Annotated in this window: 14 protein-coding genes and 1 pseudogene; 5 read left to right on the top strand and 10 right to left on the bottom strand. The window is 63.3% G+C overall.

Annotated elements, in window-relative coordinates:
• Window positions 1–84: 84 nt before the first annotated feature.
• The 3 genes from E8E95_RS21775 (at window position 85) to E8E95_RS21785 (ending at window position 6,189) form a co-directional block, all read left to right on the top strand.
• Entirely contained in the window at window positions 85–1,716 is a 1,632-nt protein-coding gene (locus tag E8E95_RS21775) for a methyl-accepting chemotaxis protein (protein ID WP_280353815.1), read from the top strand.
• Between the two features lie 241 nt (window positions 1,717–1,957).
• On the top strand, window positions 1,958–3,109 hold the full coding sequence (locus E8E95_RS21780; protein ID WP_280353817.1) for an efflux RND transporter periplasmic adaptor subunit: 1,152 nt from the start codon (window positions 1,958–1,960) through the stop codon (window positions 3,107–3,109).
• 26 nt (window positions 3,110–3,135) lie between these two features.
• Window positions 3,136–6,189, top strand: a complete 3,054-nt coding sequence (locus tag E8E95_RS21785) for a multidrug efflux RND transporter permease subunit (RefSeq protein ID WP_280353818.1) — start codon at window positions 3,136–3,138, stop codon at window positions 6,187–6,189.
• A gap of 158 nt (window positions 6,190–6,347) precedes the next feature.
• Here the strand turns inward: E8E95_RS21785 and E8E95_RS21790 are convergent, their stop codons facing one another.
• The 8 genes and pseudogenes from E8E95_RS21790 to E8E95_RS21825 form a co-directional block, all read right to left on the bottom strand.
• The gene (locus E8E95_RS21790) at window positions 6,348–6,572 is read right to left on the bottom strand and encodes a hypothetical protein (protein ID WP_280353819.1); all 225 of its coding nucleotides are present in this window, start codon (window positions 6,570–6,572) and stop codon (window positions 6,348–6,350) included.
• Window positions 6,569–6,715 (bottom strand): annotated as a pseudogene (locus E8E95_RS21795) (InaA protein); the annotation flags it as partial. The pseudogene E8E95_RS21795 and the gene E8E95_RS21790, both read right to left, overlap by 4 nt.
• A gap of 55 nt (window positions 6,716–6,770) precedes the next feature.
• A complete protein-coding gene (locus tag E8E95_RS21800) occupies window positions 6,771–8,060 on the bottom strand; it encodes a HAMP domain-containing sensor histidine kinase (RefSeq protein WP_280353820.1) in 1,290 nt (429 codons plus the stop codon).
• The gene (locus E8E95_RS21805; RefSeq protein WP_280353822.1) at window positions 8,050–8,733 is read right to left on the bottom strand and encodes a response regulator transcription factor; all 684 of its coding nucleotides are present in this window, start codon (window positions 8,731–8,733) and stop codon (window positions 8,050–8,052) included. The genes E8E95_RS21800 and E8E95_RS21805 overlap by 11 nt, the downstream gene beginning before the upstream one ends.
• A 187-nt stretch (window positions 8,734–8,920) precedes the next feature.
• The gene (gene groL / locus E8E95_RS21810) at window positions 8,921–10,561 is read right to left on the bottom strand and encodes a chaperonin GroEL (RefSeq protein ID WP_179060427.1); all 1,641 of its coding nucleotides are present in this window, start codon (window positions 10,559–10,561) and stop codon (window positions 8,921–8,923) included.
• Between the two features lie 47 nt (window positions 10,562–10,608).
• Window positions 10,609–10,902, bottom strand: coding sequence for a co-chaperone GroES (locus E8E95_RS21815; protein WP_028628402.1), 294 nt, complete (start codon window positions 10,900–10,902; stop codon window positions 10,609–10,611).
• Window positions 10,903–11,090: 188 nt separating this feature from the next.
• Window positions 11,091–11,543, bottom strand: a complete 453-nt coding sequence (locus E8E95_RS21820; protein ID WP_077526662.1) for an FxsA family protein — start codon at window positions 11,541–11,543, stop codon at window positions 11,091–11,093.
• A gap of 65 nt (window positions 11,544–11,608) precedes the next feature.
• Window positions 11,609–12,340 (bottom strand): HugZ family protein, encoded by a 732-nt coding sequence (locus E8E95_RS21825; RefSeq protein ID WP_280353825.1) that lies wholly within the window; start codon window positions 12,338–12,340, stop codon window positions 11,609–11,611.
• A gap of 104 nt (window positions 12,341–12,444) precedes the next feature.
• Between E8E95_RS21825 and E8E95_RS21830 the strand changes: the two genes are divergently transcribed.
• Complete coding sequence (locus tag E8E95_RS21830; RefSeq protein WP_016494564.1) at window positions 12,445–13,203, top strand: SDR family oxidoreductase; 759 nt, start codon at window positions 12,445–12,447, stop codon at window positions 13,201–13,203.
• Between the two features lie 169 nt (window positions 13,204–13,372).
• Here E8E95_RS21830 and E8E95_RS21835 read toward each other — a convergent pair whose 3' ends face one another.
• Together E8E95_RS21835 and E8E95_RS21840 are read right to left on the bottom strand one after the other, a co-directional pair.
• A complete protein-coding gene (locus E8E95_RS21835) occupies window positions 13,373–14,320 on the bottom strand; it encodes a PA2778 family cysteine peptidase (RefSeq protein WP_280353828.1) in 948 nt (315 codons plus the stop codon).
• The gene (locus tag E8E95_RS21840; RefSeq protein WP_280353829.1) at window positions 14,320–14,727 is read right to left on the bottom strand and encodes a PA2779 family protein; all 408 of its coding nucleotides are present in this window, start codon (window positions 14,725–14,727) and stop codon (window positions 14,320–14,322) included. Before E8E95_RS21840 ends, E8E95_RS21835 begins: the two co-directional genes overlap by 1 nt.
• Before the next feature lie 166 nt (window positions 14,728–14,893).
• Between E8E95_RS21840 and E8E95_RS21845 the strand changes: the two genes are divergently transcribed.
• On the top strand, window positions 14,894–15,415 hold the full coding sequence (locus E8E95_RS21845) for a sigma-70 family RNA polymerase sigma factor (protein WP_280353831.1): 522 nt from the start codon (window positions 14,894–14,896) through the stop codon (window positions 15,413–15,415).

A 15,415-nucleotide genomic window follows, 5' to 3' on the forward strand; every position in this document is an offset into this window, starting at 1 on the left:
ACGCCTTTCCGGCGATCGCACAACTGCAACATTCGTCTGGTAGAGAGCCCACATCTCCTTTCCTTTTCCAAGAGGCGCAACACCATGTCTCTGCGACGCTCCCTGCGCGGCCAGATCCTCACCCTGCTCGGCGGCAGCCTGCTGCTGCTCCTGCTGATCGCCCTGGCCTGTTTCCACTTCCTCTCCGGCGGCATCCAGTCCTATCGCGGGCTGGTGGACGGCACGCTGGAAGCTTCAAGCCTGGTGGATGAGGCCAACCTCGAGTTCAAGGTGCAGGTCCAGGAATGGAAGAACGTACTGCTGCGCGGCAAGGACCCGGAGAACCTGAATAAATACTGGAGCCAGTTCGAAGGCCAGGAAGCCAAGGTCCAGGCGGTGCTCGGCAAGCTGCTGAACAAGACCCGCGACCTCGACGACGGGGCACTGCGGGCGAAGGTGGAGAGCCTGCGCAACGAGCACCGCAACCTCGGCATCGCCTACCGCAAGGGCCGTGACGCCTTCATCGCGGCTGGCGCCGATCCGGTAGCCGGCGACACTGCGGTCAAGGGCATCGACCGCGCCGCCAGCGAGCAGATGAGCGCCCTTGTGGCCGAACTGCATGCCCGTGGCAGCCAGCAATCCGACGCCATCAGCGCCCGCGCCGACAGCACCGTGAACATCGGTCTGGCGGTCATGCTGCTGTCGAGCATCGGCATCGGCCTGTTCAGCCTATGGCTGCTCAACCGCAACCTGATCGCGCCCATCAGCGCGCTGATCGAGCACATCGCCCAACTCAGCCAGGGCAACTTCGGCCAACGCGTCGATACCAGCCGCGAGGACGAACTGGGTCGCCTGGCCGTGGCCGCCAACACCCTGCGCGACTTCCTCGCCGACACCTTCAACCGCCTCAAGCAGAGTACCGCGCAACTGGACAACGCCAGCGGCGAACTTAGCGCCATCGCCAGCCTGATGGCCGAAGGCACCCGCGAGCAGTTCTCCCGCACCGACCAGGTGGCCACAGCCATGCACGAGATGTCTGCCACGGCCCAGGAGGTCGCGCGCCATGCCGCCGAAGCCGCAGGTGCGGCCGACCAGGCCGACCACTCGGCACAGCAGGGTGGCGCGGTGATGCAGGCGACTATCCACAGCATCACCGGCATGCGCAGTGAGATCGCCAACACCGCCGAAGTGATCCGTCGCCTGGAAAGCGACAGCGGCCGCATCGGCAAGGTGTTGGAAGTGATCCGCGGCATTGCCGAGCAGACCAACCTGCTGGCCCTGAACGCCGCCATCGAAGCCGCCCGCGCGGGTGACCAGGGTCGTGGCTTCGCGGTAGTGGCGGATGAGGTACGCACCCTGGCGCAGCGAACTGCCGAGTCCACCGCCGAAATCCACCAGATCATCGACACGGTGCAGACTGGCGCCCTCAACGCGGTCCGCGCCATCGAGAACGGCCAGAACCGCAGCGAGGAGAGCGTCGCCCAGGTCACCGAGGCCGGCGCCATGCTGCAACGCATCACCGATGCGGTCGAAGCCATCCGCGACATGAACCGTCAGATCGCCACCGCGGCGGAAGAACAGACTTCGGTGGCCGAGGACATCTCGCGCAACCTCACCGAGATTACCGCCATCGCCACCACCAACGACGAGAACGTGCAACGTACCCAGGGCGCCAGCCAGCACCTGCAAGGTCTTTCCGGCGACCTCACCCAACTCACGGCGCGTCTCCACGCCTGACCTGACGGCAGGCACAGGGAAGTGCCGCCGCCTCTTGTCCCCTCGATCAGAAAGGTCGGATTCCTGCCCGAACAAATTCACCGATCTGACTCGATCTTCAGCGATCTCCGCAGCGCACAAACCGCAAAATACCGAAACGCAACGTTCTGCAATTTCTTGTCTTTGACTTGGTCTAACTCTGGTACTAAGGTGCTTCCCTCGCCTATTCCCAGGCCACTCTTCCCTGCCAAGGAACCGGAATATGTTGCTCCGCCGCATGCTCATCATGCTGGGCGTCGTTGCCCTCGTGGTGGTCGCCCTTGCTGCCTATAAAGGCTTCTCGATCTACCAGCAGATCCAGCAGTTTTCTGCGCCCCAGCCTCCCATCAGCGTCTCCGCCGAGAAGGCCGTCGAGCAGCCCTGGCAAAGCCGCCTGCCCGCCATCGGTTCGCTGAAGGCGTTCCAGGGCGTCGACCTCACCGTGGAAGCCAGCGGCACTGTCCAGGACGTGCTCTTCCTTTCCGGCGAGAAGATCAAGCTGGGCCAACCGCTGATTCAGATGGACAGCGACGTCGAACGCGCCAGCCTGGCCACCGCCGAAGCCGAACTGTCCCTGGCCCGCGTCGAGTTCGAGCGTGGTCGCAGCCTGGTCAGTCGGCAGAACATCTCCAAGAGCGAATTCGACCGCCTGTCCTCGGAGCTCCAGGCCGCCACTGGCAAGGTTGCCCAGCTCAAAGCCCTGATGGACAAGAAACGCATCGTCGCGCCCTTCGCCGGCACCATCGGCATCCGCCAGGTGGACGTCGGTGATTTCCTCTCCTCGGGCACCATCATCGCCACCCTGCAGGACCTGAATACCCTGTTCGTCGACTTCTTCCTGCCAGAGCAATCCGCTCCGCTGCTGAAGGTTGGGCAGAAGGTGCGCATCAGCGTTGCCGCGTTCCCGGGCGAATCCTTCGAGGGCGACATCGCCGCGCTCAACCCCAAGGTCGAAGAAGCCACTCGTAACCTGCAGGTCCGCGCCATGCTGCCGAACCCCGATGGCAAGCTGCTGCCGGGGATGTTCGCCAACCTCGAGGTGCTGCTGCCGGGCGACCAGGAGCGCGTGGTGGTTTCGGAAAGCGCCATCACCTACACCCTTTACGGCAACTCGGTGTATGTGATCGACGAGAAGAAGAACGCCGAAGGCCAGCCCGAGAAAGGCCCGGACGGTGAGACTCAGCTGGTGGTGGAACGCCGCTTCGTCGAAACCGGCGAGCGCCGCGATGGCAAGGTCGTAGTCCTCAAGGGCCTCCAGGCGGGCGAACAGGTGGTGACTTCCGGCCAGCTCAAGCTGGATAACGGCTCCCACGTCGCCATCGCGCCCGACCAGACCCTGTCCAGCAAACCGGACACTCAAGCCCGCGCCCAATAAGCGACACGCGCGCGAAGGAACGGAACATGGCTTTCACAGATCCTTTCATCCGTCGCCCGGTACTGGCGACCGTCGTCAGCCTGCTGATCGTGCTCCTGGGTTTCCAGGCCTTCAGCAAACTGGTGATCCGCCAGTACCCGCAGATGGAAAACGCCCTGATTACGGTGACCACCGCCTACCCCGGCGCCAACGCCGAGACCATCCAGGGCTACATCACCCAGCCGCTGCAGCAGAGCCTGGCCAGCGCCGAGGGTATCGACTACATGACCTCGGCGAGCCAGCAGAACGCCTCGGTCATCCAGATCTACGCGCGCATCGGTGCCAACTCCGACCGGCTCTTCACCGAACTGCTGGCCAAGGCCAACGAGGTGAAGAACCAGCTGCCGCAGGACGCGGAAGACCCGGTGCTGTCCAAGGAAGCGGCCGACGCCTCGGCGCTGATGTACATCAGCTTCTACAGCGACGAGCTGTCCAATCCGCAAATCACCGACTACCTGTCGCGGGTGATCCAGCCCAAGCTGGCCACCCTGCCGGGCATGGCCGAGGCGGAAATCCTCGGCAACCAGGTCTTCGCCATGCGCCTGTGGCTGGACCCGGTGCGGATGGCGGCCTACGGCATCACCGCCAACGACATCAATGACGCGGTGCGCAAGTACAACTTCCTCTCCGCCGCCGGCGAGGTGAAGGGCCAGTACGTCGTCACCAGCATCAATGCCACCACCGACCTCAAGTCCCCCGACGCCTTCGGCGCCATCCCGGTGAAGACCGTGGGTGACAGCCGCGTGCTGGTGCGCGACGTGGCACGGGTGGAGATGGGCGCGGAAAACTACGACTCCATCAGCTCCTTCGACGGCATTCCCTCGGTCTACATCGGCATCAAGGGCACCCCCAGCGCCAACCCCCTGGACGTGATCAAGCACGTGCGCGCGATCATGCCGGAGCTTGAATCCCAGTTGCCGCCGAACCTCAAGGTGTCCATCGCCTACGACGCCACCCGATTCATCCAGGCCTCCATCGACGAAGTGGTGAAGACCCTCGGCGAAGCGGTGCTGATCGTGATAGTGGTCGTGTTCCTGTTCCTCGGCGCCTTCCGCTCGGTGCTGATCCCGGTGATCACCATCCCGCTGTCGATGATCGGCGTGCTCTTCTTCATGCAGTTGATGGGTTACTCGATCAACCTGCTGACACTGCTGGCCATGGTGCTCGCCATCGGCCTGGTGGTGGACGACGCCATCGTGGTGGTGGAAAACATCCACCGGCATATCGAAGAGGGCAAGACGCCTTTCGATGCGGCCATCGAGGGCGCCCGCGAGATCGCCGTGCCGGTCATATCCATGACCATCACCCTGGCCGCGGTCTACGCCCCCATCGGTTTCCTCGAAGGCCTGACTGGCGCGCTGTTCCGTGAATTCGCGCTGACCCTTGCGGGCGCGGTGATCATCTCCGGGATCGTCGCCCTGACGCTGTCGCCGATGATGTGTTCCAAGCTGCTGCGTCACGACGAGAACCCGTCGGGCCTGGCGCATAAGCTGGACATGATCTTCGACCGTCTCAAGCGGCGTTATCAGCAGGCCCTGCATGGCACCCTGAACACCCGCCCGGTAGTCGTGGTGTTCGCGGTCATCGTGCTTTGCCTGATCCCGGTGCTGCTGAAGTTCACCAAAAGCGAACTGGCCCCGGATGAGGACCAGGGCATCGTCTTCATCATGGCCAAGGCGCCGCAGCCGACCAACCTGGACTATCTGAACGCTTACACCGAGGCGTTCGTGAAGATTTTCAAGGAGTTCCCCGAGTACTACTCCTCGTTCCAGATCAACGGCTTCGACGGCGTGCAGTCCGGCATCGGCGGTTTCCTGCTCAAGCCCTGGGACGAGCGCAAGCGCACCCAGATGGAACTGCTCCATGAAGTCCAGGGCAAGCTGAACCAGATCCCCGGCCTGCAGATCTTCGGCTTCAACCTGCCCTCGCTGCCGGGCACCGGCGAAGGCCTGCCGTTCCAGTTCGTGATCAACACCCCGAACGACTACGAGTCGCTGCTGCAAGTGACTGAGCGGATCAAGGCGCGCGCCATGGAGTCGGGCAAGTTCGCCTTCCTCAACGTCGACCTGGCGTTCGACAAGCCGGAAGTGGTGGTGGACATCGACCGGGCGAAGGCTGCACAGATGGGCGTGTCCATGGAGGACCTGGGCTCGACCCTGGCGATCCTGCTGGGCGAGGGTGAGATCAACCGCTTCACCATCGACGGCCGCAGCTACAAGGTCATCGCCCAAGTGGAGCGCGCCTACCGCGACAATCCGGGCTGGCTGAGCAACTACTACGTGAAGAGTGAAAGCGGCGCCATGGTGCCCCTGTCGACCCTGATCAGCGTGCATGACAGCGCCCGGCCGACCCGCCTGAAGCAGTTCCAGCAGCTCAACTCGGCCATCATCGAAGGCTTCCCGACCGTGAGCATGGGCGAAGCGATCGACACCGTCTCGCAGATCGCTCGCGAAGAAGCGCCGCGCGGCTATGGCTTCGACTATGCCGGCGCATCCCGCCAGTACGTGCAGGAAGGCAGTGCGCTCTACGTCACCTTCGCACTGGCCCTGGCGATCATCTTCCTGGTGCTGGCTGCGCAGTTCGAGAGCTTCCGCGACCCGCTGGTAATCCTGGTCACGGTGCCGCTGTCCATCTGCGGCGCGCTGATCCCGCTGTTCCTGGGCGTGTCCAGCATGAACATCTACACCCAGGTGGGCCTGGTTACGCTGATCGGCCTGATCAGCAAGCACGGCATCCTGATCGTGGAGTTCGCCAACCAGTTGCGTCGCGAGAAGGGTCTGTCCGCCCGTGAAGCGGTCGAAGAAGCCGCCGCCATTCGTCTGCGTCCGGTGCTGATGACCACCGCGGCAATGGTGTTCGGCATGGTTCCGCTGATCCTCGCCACGGGTGCGGGAGCGGTCAGCCGCTTCGACATCGGCCTGGTGATCGCCACCGGCATGTCCATCGGCACACTGTTCACCCTCTTCGTTCTGCCCTGCGTCTATACGTTGCTGGCGAAGAAGGACCTGCAGCCCGAAGGCCAGCCGGCGACCAGCCGCTGAATAACGAACAGCCCCGCAATTGCGGGGCTTTTCTTTTGCGGGGCCGGACTTCTCGTAGGTTGCGGCTGAGCTACGCGAAGCCCAACGAACAAAGTCGATTCCGCTCACCCCAAAAAACAGAAAACCCCGCCTTGGCGGGGTTTCCGTGGGTCCGGACCTCACTCCTGGGCGCGCAGCCCCTGGGACAGGCCGAACATGAACAGCAGCAGGTTCTGGTCCGGCTGCGCTTGCGCCTTCAACCGCGCATTGGGCGGTAACGGGCAGTAGCCGAGGCCGTTGACGCTGACCACGGAGGGCGAAGGCTCATGCCAGGCAGCCACCGCCAGGGAGGCTACCCCCAAAGCGCCGACGAGAAACAAAGCTCGTGTGACTTCTAATTTCATGATCGCAACCCCTTGATAGCGCTGCCAAACGCTGCTTCATAACCGTAGATCAGCACTAACCAACCCGCCGCGCTCAGCGACGAGTGGCGCCTAAACTGCCACAAGTCGCGAAGGGCTGCCCGCTTGCTCGACGGTCGGTGCCGGGCTTATTGCGTCCGCAACGGCTGCTTCGGGAAGGGTCAAAGGGTGAGAAAAAACTCAATTGGCGAGATCGGGTCGACCGCCGAGATTCACCTCGAAGCGGCAACCGGTGGGCTCAACGGCGCTCAGGCTGACGGTCCAGCCCTGGTTGTCACAGATCCGCTGTACCAGCGAAAGCCCCAACCCGAGACCATCGCCGCGCTTCGCCGGCCCTCGGACGAACGGACGGAACATGGCCTCGCGCTCCGCTTCGGGGATGCCGACACCGCTGTCCTCCACTACGAAGCCACCGTCCTTCAGCACCAGTCGGATGCTGCCGGCGTCGGTGTAGTGCAGCGCGTTACGGAGCAGGTTACCGAGGACCGAGCGCAGGAAGGACGCGTTATAGGGACGCTCCTGGGGTGTACCGGGCTGGTACTCGAAGCGCAGGCCCTTCTGCTCGATGGCTTCGCGCCACTGGTTGGCGAGATCGCCGGCAACCCTGGTCAGGCTCGCCTGTGGCGCCCCGCTGGTTTCGTCGCGTTGGGCGCGTGCCAGCATCAGGAACGTCTGGACCAGGTCGCGCATTTCTTCGGTAGCACGGGCAATGCGCTGCACATGGGCACGACCACGCGCATCGAGGTGGGGATTCTCCGCCAGCAGCTCACAGGATGTAGCCAGCACCATCAGGGGGGTGCGCAGTTCGTGGCTGACATCGCTGGTGAACAGGCGTTCGCGATTGAGCACGTCATGCAGCCGGCCGAGGGTATCGTCGAAGGCCTGGGCCAGTTGCCCCACTTCGTCGGCGGCGTAGTCCGGCGCCAGTGGAGGCGCCATGCCCAGCAATTGGTCGCGATGACGGACTTGTCCGGCCAGGCGCACCACGGGTTCGATGACCTTGCGCGCCAGCACCCAGCCCAGCATCAGCGCCAGCAACACGCTGAGGACGAAGCCCACCATCACCACCCGGTAGAGCACCTGTTCGCGGGCCTCGAAATCGCTCTGGTCCTGCAGCATCACATAGCGGCGGCCATCGATCTCGCGAACCAGCGCGTGGTAGGAGCTCTCGCCCTCGAAGACCTCGTGGAATCCCAGTTCCAGACCGGCCAGGTTCTCGGGAATCGCGTAGGGACTGGCGCTGTCGCTGATGTAGAAGCGGGTATCACTGTCCAGGGCCGGCGGTTTGCCCTGGAAGACGTTCTGGGTGAGGACACGGCGGAGTTCGTTGTTCAGGTCGCGGGAAATCAGTTGCTCTTCGATCAGGTGCACGACTTCGATGATGCCGACGGAGAAGGTGCCCCCCACCAGGGTTGTCATCAGCACGAAGGCGATGAGAATCCGTCGGGCGAGGCTCTGCTTAAACTCCATCAGCGGACTCCGCCAGGCGGTAGCCCAGACCATGCATGGTGTGCAGCAGGGGTTTGTCGAAGGGCTTGTCGATCACCTGGCGCAACTGGTGGATGTGGCTACGCAGGCTGTCGCTGTCAGGGCAGTCATCGCCCCACAGGGCCTCTTCCAGCGCCTCCCGGCGAACCAGGTGCGGGCTCTTCTGCATCAGCACCGCAAGCAGCTTGAGGCCGATGGGATTGAGCCGCAGTGTCTTGCCTGCGCGGCTGACCTCCAGCGTGTCCAGGTCATAGCTGAGATCGCCCACCTGCAGGCTGCGCTTGCCGCCTCCCTGGGAACGACGCAGCACAGCCTCGATGCGAGCGGCCAGCTCGGAAAGGGCGAAAGGCTTGAGCAGGTAGTCGTCGGCACCGGATTTGAAGCCTTGCAGGCGATCATCCAGCGCATCACGGGCGGTGAGCATGATGACCGGCGTATCGCGCCGGGCCTCTTCACGCAGGCGGCGGCAGAGGTTGTAACCATCCAGCCCCGGCAACATCACGTCGAGCACGACCAGGTCGTAGTGCTCGGTGCTGGCCAGGTGCAGTCCGGAGAGGCCATCCCGTGCACAGTCGACGGAGTAACCCTTGAGTTCGAGGAAATCGACCATGTTGCCGAGAATGTCGTTGTTGTCTTCGACTAGCAGGATCCGCATGGTGCAACTCCATTCATCCACTGATGGCCACGTGCCGGCCCGAGTACGTTCGACCGGGAACCAACCTGGAATTCCCGTCAGCGCGTAACCAGCGATCATACCCACGCGTGGCGCTTGCGCCCATTTTCACAGGCAAGAAAAAGCCCCGCACGAGGCGGGGCTTTTTCGAACCGGATGGCCGGGTGGCTTACATCATGCCGCCCATGCCGCCCATGCCGCCCATGTCAGGCATGGCCGGGCCGGCCTTGTCGTCAGCCACTTCGGCAACCATGGCCTCGGTGGTGATCATCAGGCCGCCGATGGAGGCAGCGGCTTGCAGAGCGGAACGGGTGACCTTGGCCGGGTCCAGGATGCCCATTTCGATCATGTCGCCGTAGACGCCGGTAGCAGCGTTGAAGCCGTAGTTGCCGGAACCCTGCTTGACCTTGTCGACTACCACGCTCGGCTCGTCACCGGCGTTGGCCACGATCTGGCGCAGCGGAGCTTCTACAGCGCGACGCAGCAGGGCGATACCGACGTTCTGCTCTTCGTTGTCGCCTTTCAGACCTTCGATGGCCTGCAGGGCGCGAACCAGGGCTACGCCACCGCCAGGAACCACGCCTTCTTCGACGGCAGCACGGGTAGCGTGCAGGGCGTCTTCAACGCGGGCTTTCTTCTCTTTCATCTCGACTTCGGTAGCCGCACCGACCTTGATCACGGCAACACCGCCGGCCAGCTTGGCCAGACGCTCTTGCAGTTTTTCCTTGTCGTAGTCGGAGGTGGTTTCTTCGACTTGCTTGCGGATCTGGGCAACGCGGGCTTCGATGTCAGCCTGGGCGCCAGCGCCGTCGATGATGGTGGTGTTTTCCTTGCTCAGGACAACGCGCTTGGCGTTACCCAGGTGTTCCAGGGAAGCGCTTTCCAGGGACAGGCCGACTTCTTCGGAAATCACGGTGCCGCCGGTCAGGATGGCGATGTCCTGCAGCATGGCCTTGCGACGGTCGCCGAAGCCCGGAGCCTTGACGGCTGCGACTTTGACGATGCCACGCATGTTGTTCACAACCAGGGTAGCCAGGGCTTCGCCTTCAACGTCTTCAGCGACGATCAGCAGCGGACGGCCGGCTTTGGCGACTGCTTCCAGGACCGGCAGCATTTCGCGGATGTTGGAGATCTTCTTGTCCACCAGCAGGATCAGCGGGCCGTCGAGTTCGGCGACCATGGTGTCCGGCTTGTTGATGAAGTAGGGGGACAGGTAGCCACGGTCGAACTGCATGCCTTCTACGACGGACAGTTCGTTTTCCAGGCCCGAGCCTTCTTCAACGGTGATCACGCCTTCCTTGCCTACTTTTTCCATGGCTTCGGCAATGATGTTGCCGATGGAATCGTCGGAGTTGGCGGAGATGGTGCCTACCTGGGCGATCGCCTTGGTGTCAGCGCAAGGCTTGGCCAGCTCTTTCAGCTGGGCAACGATGGCGATGGTGGCCTTGTCGATGCCGCGCTTCAGGTCCATCGGGTTCATGCCGGCAGCAACGGCCTTCAGGCCTTCGTTGACGATGGCTTGAGCAAGTACGGTAGCGGTGGTGGTGCCGTCACCGGCAGCGTCGTTGGCCTTGGAGGCAACGTCTTTCACCAGCTGGGCGCCCATGTTTTCGAACTTGTCTTTCAGCTCGATTTCCTTGGCAACGGAAACGCCATCCTTGGTGATGGTCGGAGCGCCAAAGGACTTGTCCAGAACCACGTTACGGCCTTTCGGGCCCAGGGTGGCTTTAACGGCGTCGGCCAGTACGTTCACGCCAACCAGCATCTTCTTGCGGGCGGAATCGCCGAATTTGACTTCTTTAGCAGCCATTTAATTGATCCTCAATTCTTTGGTGTGTAGGCGGAGATTCGCGAGATTCAGGCTTCGACGACGGCGAGGATTTCGCTCTCGCCCATCACCAGCAGTTCTTCGCCATCGACCTTGATGGTGTTGCTGCCGGAGTACGGGCCAAACACCACTTGATCACCGACCTTGACGGCCAGCGGACGCACTTCGCCGTTGTCCAGCAGGCGACCGGTGCCTACAGCGACGACTTCGCCACGGTTCGGCTTCTCGGCGGCCGAACCCGGCAGCACGATGCCGCCAGCGGTTTTGGTCTCTTCTTCGCTGCGACGGATGACGACGCGGTCATGCAGAGGACGAAGCTTCATTGTCGATCTCTCCCAATAGTGTTGTCTTTCGACCGGTGCGCGCACCGGTGGGTTGGTAATGTCCGGCGGGGCCGGTTGCAGCGCGACGGGCGCGCCGCTGGAATCTGACCTGCCAACAGGCAAGAACCTTGCGGTGACCGATACATAGGGGCGCCAAGAGGCATTTCAAGGGTCACCCACAAAAAAAACTAGCGGTCGCGGCGCTCGTACTCGCCTTCGATCACGTTCGGACGGGTCTGGCCGCTGCGGGCGGCGAGGTCGTCGGCGAAGGCGCGCTGGCGAATGGCCTGGGCCGCTGCGCGCTGGCGCAGATTGCGGATGAACAGGCGGCGGGTGAAGGGGATCAGGCAGAACAGGCCGATGATGTCGCTGATGAAACCCGGGAGCAGCAGCAGGCCGCCACCGACAGCGATCAGCAGGCCCTCAAGCACTTCCTGCTCAGGCACTTCGCCACGGGCCAGGCGCTCACGGGCGCGCCAGGCAGTGGCGACACCGGCCACCCGCAGCAGCACGCTGCCGAGCACGGCGGTACCAATGACGAGCAGCAGGGTAGGCAGGATGCCGATCGCGCTGCCGACCTGGATCAGGACGGCCAGCTCGATCAGCGGAAAGAGCAGGAACAGAAAGAGAAAAGCGCGCATCTGGGGGTCCTTGGCGGAAGAACGGCTTCCGATAATCCGTTAGATGAAGTCGCCCTCCTCCCAATTCAAGCCACCGCCTCGCCACCGGTCGGCCAGGATTCAGCACGAGCCAGCTGTACCAAGGCCTGACGGACTGCGCCAGGGTTGTTACAGGATGTTGGGAAGGGCAACCAATGAAGAGTCTGACCGATGCGTAGGTGGAATCCTTCAGAATCGATTCCGACCATCTCCGCCGTCGGTCCGGACGGCAAGCCGGCCAGTTCCACATAGTGGGCGATGGCATTGGCGTGATCGCTGTTCATGTGTTCCAGCATGCTGATCTCGGCTTCGCCGGCGAAGGCGTTGGCCAGAACGAGCTGATCCACCCAATGGATCGCGCCGAAGCCGCCAATGAAGCGAGCGCGCACCGGTTCGAGGCGCCAGAAATCGAAGTCATGGGTGCGGTGGTAGTCCACGGCCTGCGGGAAGTAGCGGTAATAGCGGGTCGCCGCGGCTTCCACCTCGGTTTCGTCGCTGATCTGCCGTGCTTCGGCCAGCAGGGTCAGGCGGCCGGCGGCCTGGACGTCGGCGGCGCCACGTTCGCCCACCAGCAGCGAACACTTGGCGTCCTTCTGCAGGTTATGGGTGTGCTGGGCAATGCGGCTGATGAGGATCAGCGGTCGGCCTTCGGCATCCAGGCAATAAGGCACCACTGATCCGAAAGGGAAGCCCGGCATGGTCTTGGAATGGGTGGACAGCACCCCCTGGTATTCCTTGAGCAGCATTTCTCGTGCATGCTTTGCGGCTTTCACGCTCACCTTATGACTCCTCGCAAAGAATCCGTCGAAAACGGACGAGCGCCCAGAATAGCGGTTTAACGGCGCAAGCGGGGGCAAAGCGACAGTTATTCGAGGGGATTCTCATGCAACTCAAAGACAAGGTCATCATCATTACCGGTGGTTGCCAGGGCCTCGGCCGCGCCATGGGTGAGTATCTGGCCGCCAAGGGCGCGAAGCTCGCCCTGGTGGACCTGAACCAGGAAAAACTGGATGAAGCGGTAGCCGCCTGCAAGGCTGCCGGTGGTGATGCCCGCGCCTACCTCTGCAACGTGGCCAACGAAGAGCAGGTGACCCACATGGTCGCCCAGGTGGCCGAAGACTTCGGCGCCATCAACGGCCTGGTGAACAACGCCGGCATCCTGCGCGACGGCCTGACCATCAAGGTCAAGGACGGCGAAATGACCAAGATGAGCCTGGCCCAGTGGCAGGCTGTGATCGACGTCAACCTGACCGGTGTCTTCCTCTGCACCCGCGAAGTCGCCGCCAAGATGATCGAACTGGAAAACCAGGGCGCGATCATCAACATCTCCTCCATCTCCCGCGCCGGTAACATGGGCCAGGCCAACTACTCCGCCGCTAAGGCCGGCGTGGCAGCCGATACCGTGGTCTGGGCGAAGGAACTGGCTCGTTACGGCATCCGTGTGGCCGGCGTCGCTCCGGGCTTCATCGAGACCGACATGGTCGCCAGCATGAAGCCGGAAGCCCTGGAAAAGATGACCTCGGGCATCCCCCTGCGCCGTCTGGGCAAGCCGATGGAAATCGCCCACTCGGTCGCCTACATCCTGGAAAACGACTACTACACCGGTCGTGTCCTGGAGCTGGACGGCGGCCTGCGCCTGTAAGGCCAAGCCCCAAGAAAAAGCCCCGCAATTGCGGGGCTTTTTTGTGGAACGCTGGACGGAAATCCTGTGGGGGCGAATTCAATCGCCAAGGGCAACGCAGTTGCCCTGACGGACACAGCAGGGCAGACCTTCGGCCTGCCTGGCGATTGAAATCGCCCCTACAGGTTCTTCACTCACGGCACACCGGCAGCGCGCCGCACTGTCTTTTGCCGTTGGGAGCCGCACCCAGCGGCGATGCCAAACGCGCGTCCCCCGGTGCCAACTGGCGAGCGCAGGCACGGGCTTGTTGGGCCTGGGTCGCACAGCCCTTCTCGTTGAGCACTTCGGACAGGTTGAACCAGCCTAGAGCGTAGTCGGGCTTGCGCTTCAGGCTCTCGCGCAGGGCCTGCTCGGCGCCGTCCCGATCACCGTCGGCATAGCGCGCATTGGCCAGGGCGAAGAGCGGCAACGGTTCCGTTGGCCAGTGCTCGGCGGCCGTGCGATAGGCACGCTCCGCCACTGGGCGCTGGGCGGTCTGCTCAAGGTCATTGGCGGCCTTGATCCAGGGTTCCAGGCGGACCTCAGCGGGCAGTTGATCCGCCGGCACCGTCACCACGGCCCAGCGCTCGGCACGCTGCCAGGTACGGTCGAAGCTGCGCAGATCGGTGACCCAGCGCTTCTCGGTGCCGGACCGCAGCACCAGCTCGTCCTTGCTGCGGTCGAACCCGACCACCACCGCGAAGTGCCAACGCGGCAGCCAGTCCAGACCGAGGTTCTGCATCACCAGCACCGGGTTGCCGGCGGCCACCTGGGCCAGCAGCGCATCCAGGCTCGGTTCCAGCGGATAGACCAGCATCCCGTACTGGCGCGCGGCAGCCACCAGCTCCAGCTTCAGGCTGCCCTGGCGGGCCGGCAGGTAGACCTTCGGCGTCAGCTCCTCGGGTGAGGTCTTCACGCCGCGCTGCACCAGCACCGTCGCCAGCGCGGCCGGGCCGCACTGGTAGATTTCCTGTGGATAGAACGGTGTCTGGGTCAGCTCCATGCGCTGCGGCAGGCGGTCGCTCTGGGGCGACAGCACGGGTTGCTGCCCGGCGCAGCCCGCGAGGGCCAGCACCAGGACCGCGAGCCAGAGCCGCATCAGTTGATGCACTTGATGAAGCTGAAGATGTCAGTGGCGCACAGCATGTCGGTGATGATGAAGATCACCAGGAACAGCACGATGATGCCCACCCAGCCGCCGGCCGGTTCCTGCTCCAGGCGCTGGTTGAATTGCTGCAACTCGGCCGGCGTCAGGCTGGCGATACGTGCCTCCACTTGCTCTCGCGGCACACCGAGGGATTCGAGCTTCTGCTGCACCTTCTGGTCATCCAGCATGGCGCGCAGTTGTGCCTGGTCGACCGGTTGATGCTGCTGCAGGGTTTGTTCCTGCATGGCCTGCGGTGTGCCGATCATGGCGGCCTGCGCCAGCGGCATCTGGGCAAGGAAGACGAACTGACCGGCGATCAGGACGGAAGCGAGACGACGGTTGCAGTGACGCGAAAGCATGGTGAGTTCTCCAGATTTTGTTGCCAGTTGACCACGGAGCGTGTTGGGCGGTTCCAATCTTCCTACAGCAAGTTAAGAAGATTCTTCGATACCCTCTGATTATTGCTGAAGTCCGGTTAGCAACTATAGAATGCGAAACGTTCCCATTTGCTTCCGAGTCCAGCTCTTGAATCACGGTGCCGACGCTCTTCCGCCTCCGCCGGCCGAATCCCTGCAGAAACTCTACGGCGACCATCACGGTTGGCTGACGGGCTGGCTGCGCCGTCGCCTGGGCTGCCCGCAGAACGCGGCGGACCTCGCGCAGGACACCTTCCTGCGCGTCCTGTTGGCGCGGGAAAAACCGGTGATCCTCGAGCCCCGCGCCTTCCTCACCACGGTAGCCAAGCGCGTGCTGGCCAACCACTACCGGCGCCAGGACATCGAGCGGGCCTACCTCGAAGCGCTCGCTTCGCAGCCGGAAGCGCTCGCCCCCAGCGAAGAGGAGCGCGCCATCATCCTGGAGACCCTGGTGGAGCTGGATCGCCTGCTGGACGGCTTGCCGGCGGTGGCGAAGAAGGTCTTCCTGCTGGCCCAGGTGGACGGCATGACCTACGTGGAAATCGCTGCCCAACTGGATATCTCCCTCTCCACCGTCAAGCGCCACATGGTCAGGGCGGCGCAGCGCTGCTATTTCGCGGAGAGCGTGTGA

The sequence above is a fragment of the Pseudomonas sp. BN414 genome, assembly GCF_029871275.1.
GTDB lineage: Bacteria > Pseudomonadota > Gammaproteobacteria > Pseudomonadales > Pseudomonadaceae > Metapseudomonas > Metapseudomonas resinovorans_C.

Bases quoted from the DNA above. Each gene is read 5' to 3' on its own strand.
- E8E95_RS21775 (WP_280353815.1), top strand. From the start codon at position 85: ATGTCTCTGCGACGCTCCCTGCGCGGCCAGATCCTCACCCTGCTCGGC.
- E8E95_RS21780 (WP_280353817.1), top strand. From the start codon at position 1,958: ATGTTGCTCCGCCGCATGCTCATCATGCTGGGCGTCGTTGCCCTCGTG.
- E8E95_RS21785 (WP_280353818.1), top strand. From the start codon at position 3,136: ATGGCTTTCACAGATCCTTTCATCCGTCGCCCGGTACTGGCGACCGTC.
- E8E95_RS21790 (WP_280353819.1), bottom strand. From the start codon at position 6,572: ATGAAATTAGAAGTCACACGAGCTTTGTTTCTCGTCGGCGCTTTGGGG.
- E8E95_RS21800 (WP_280353820.1), bottom strand. From the start codon at position 8,060: ATGGAGTTTAAGCAGAGCCTCGCCCGACGGATTCTCATCGCCTTCGTG.
- E8E95_RS21805 (WP_280353822.1), bottom strand. From the start codon at position 8,733: ATGCGGATCCTGCTAGTCGAAGACAACAACGACATTCTCGGCAACATG.
- groL (WP_179060427.1), bottom strand. From the start codon at position 10,561: ATGGCTGCTAAAGAAGTCAAATTCGGCGATTCCGCCCGCAAGAAGATG.
- E8E95_RS21815 (WP_028628402.1), bottom strand. From the start codon at position 10,902: ATGAAGCTTCGTCCTCTGCATGACCGCGTCGTCATCCGTCGCAGCGAA.
- E8E95_RS21820 (WP_077526662.1), bottom strand. From the start codon at position 11,543: ATGCGCGCTTTTCTCTTTCTGTTCCTGCTCTTTCCGCTGATCGAGCTG.
- E8E95_RS21830 (WP_016494564.1), top strand. From the start codon at position 12,445: ATGCAACTCAAAGACAAGGTCATCATCATTACCGGTGGTTGCCAGGGC.
- E8E95_RS21835 (WP_280353828.1), bottom strand. From the start codon at position 14,320: ATGCGGCTCTGGCTCGCGGTCCTGGTGCTGGCCCTCGCGGGCTGCGCC.
- E8E95_RS21840 (WP_280353829.1), bottom strand. From the start codon at position 14,727: ATGCTTTCGCGTCACTGCAACCGTCGTCTCGCTTCCGTCCTGATCGCC.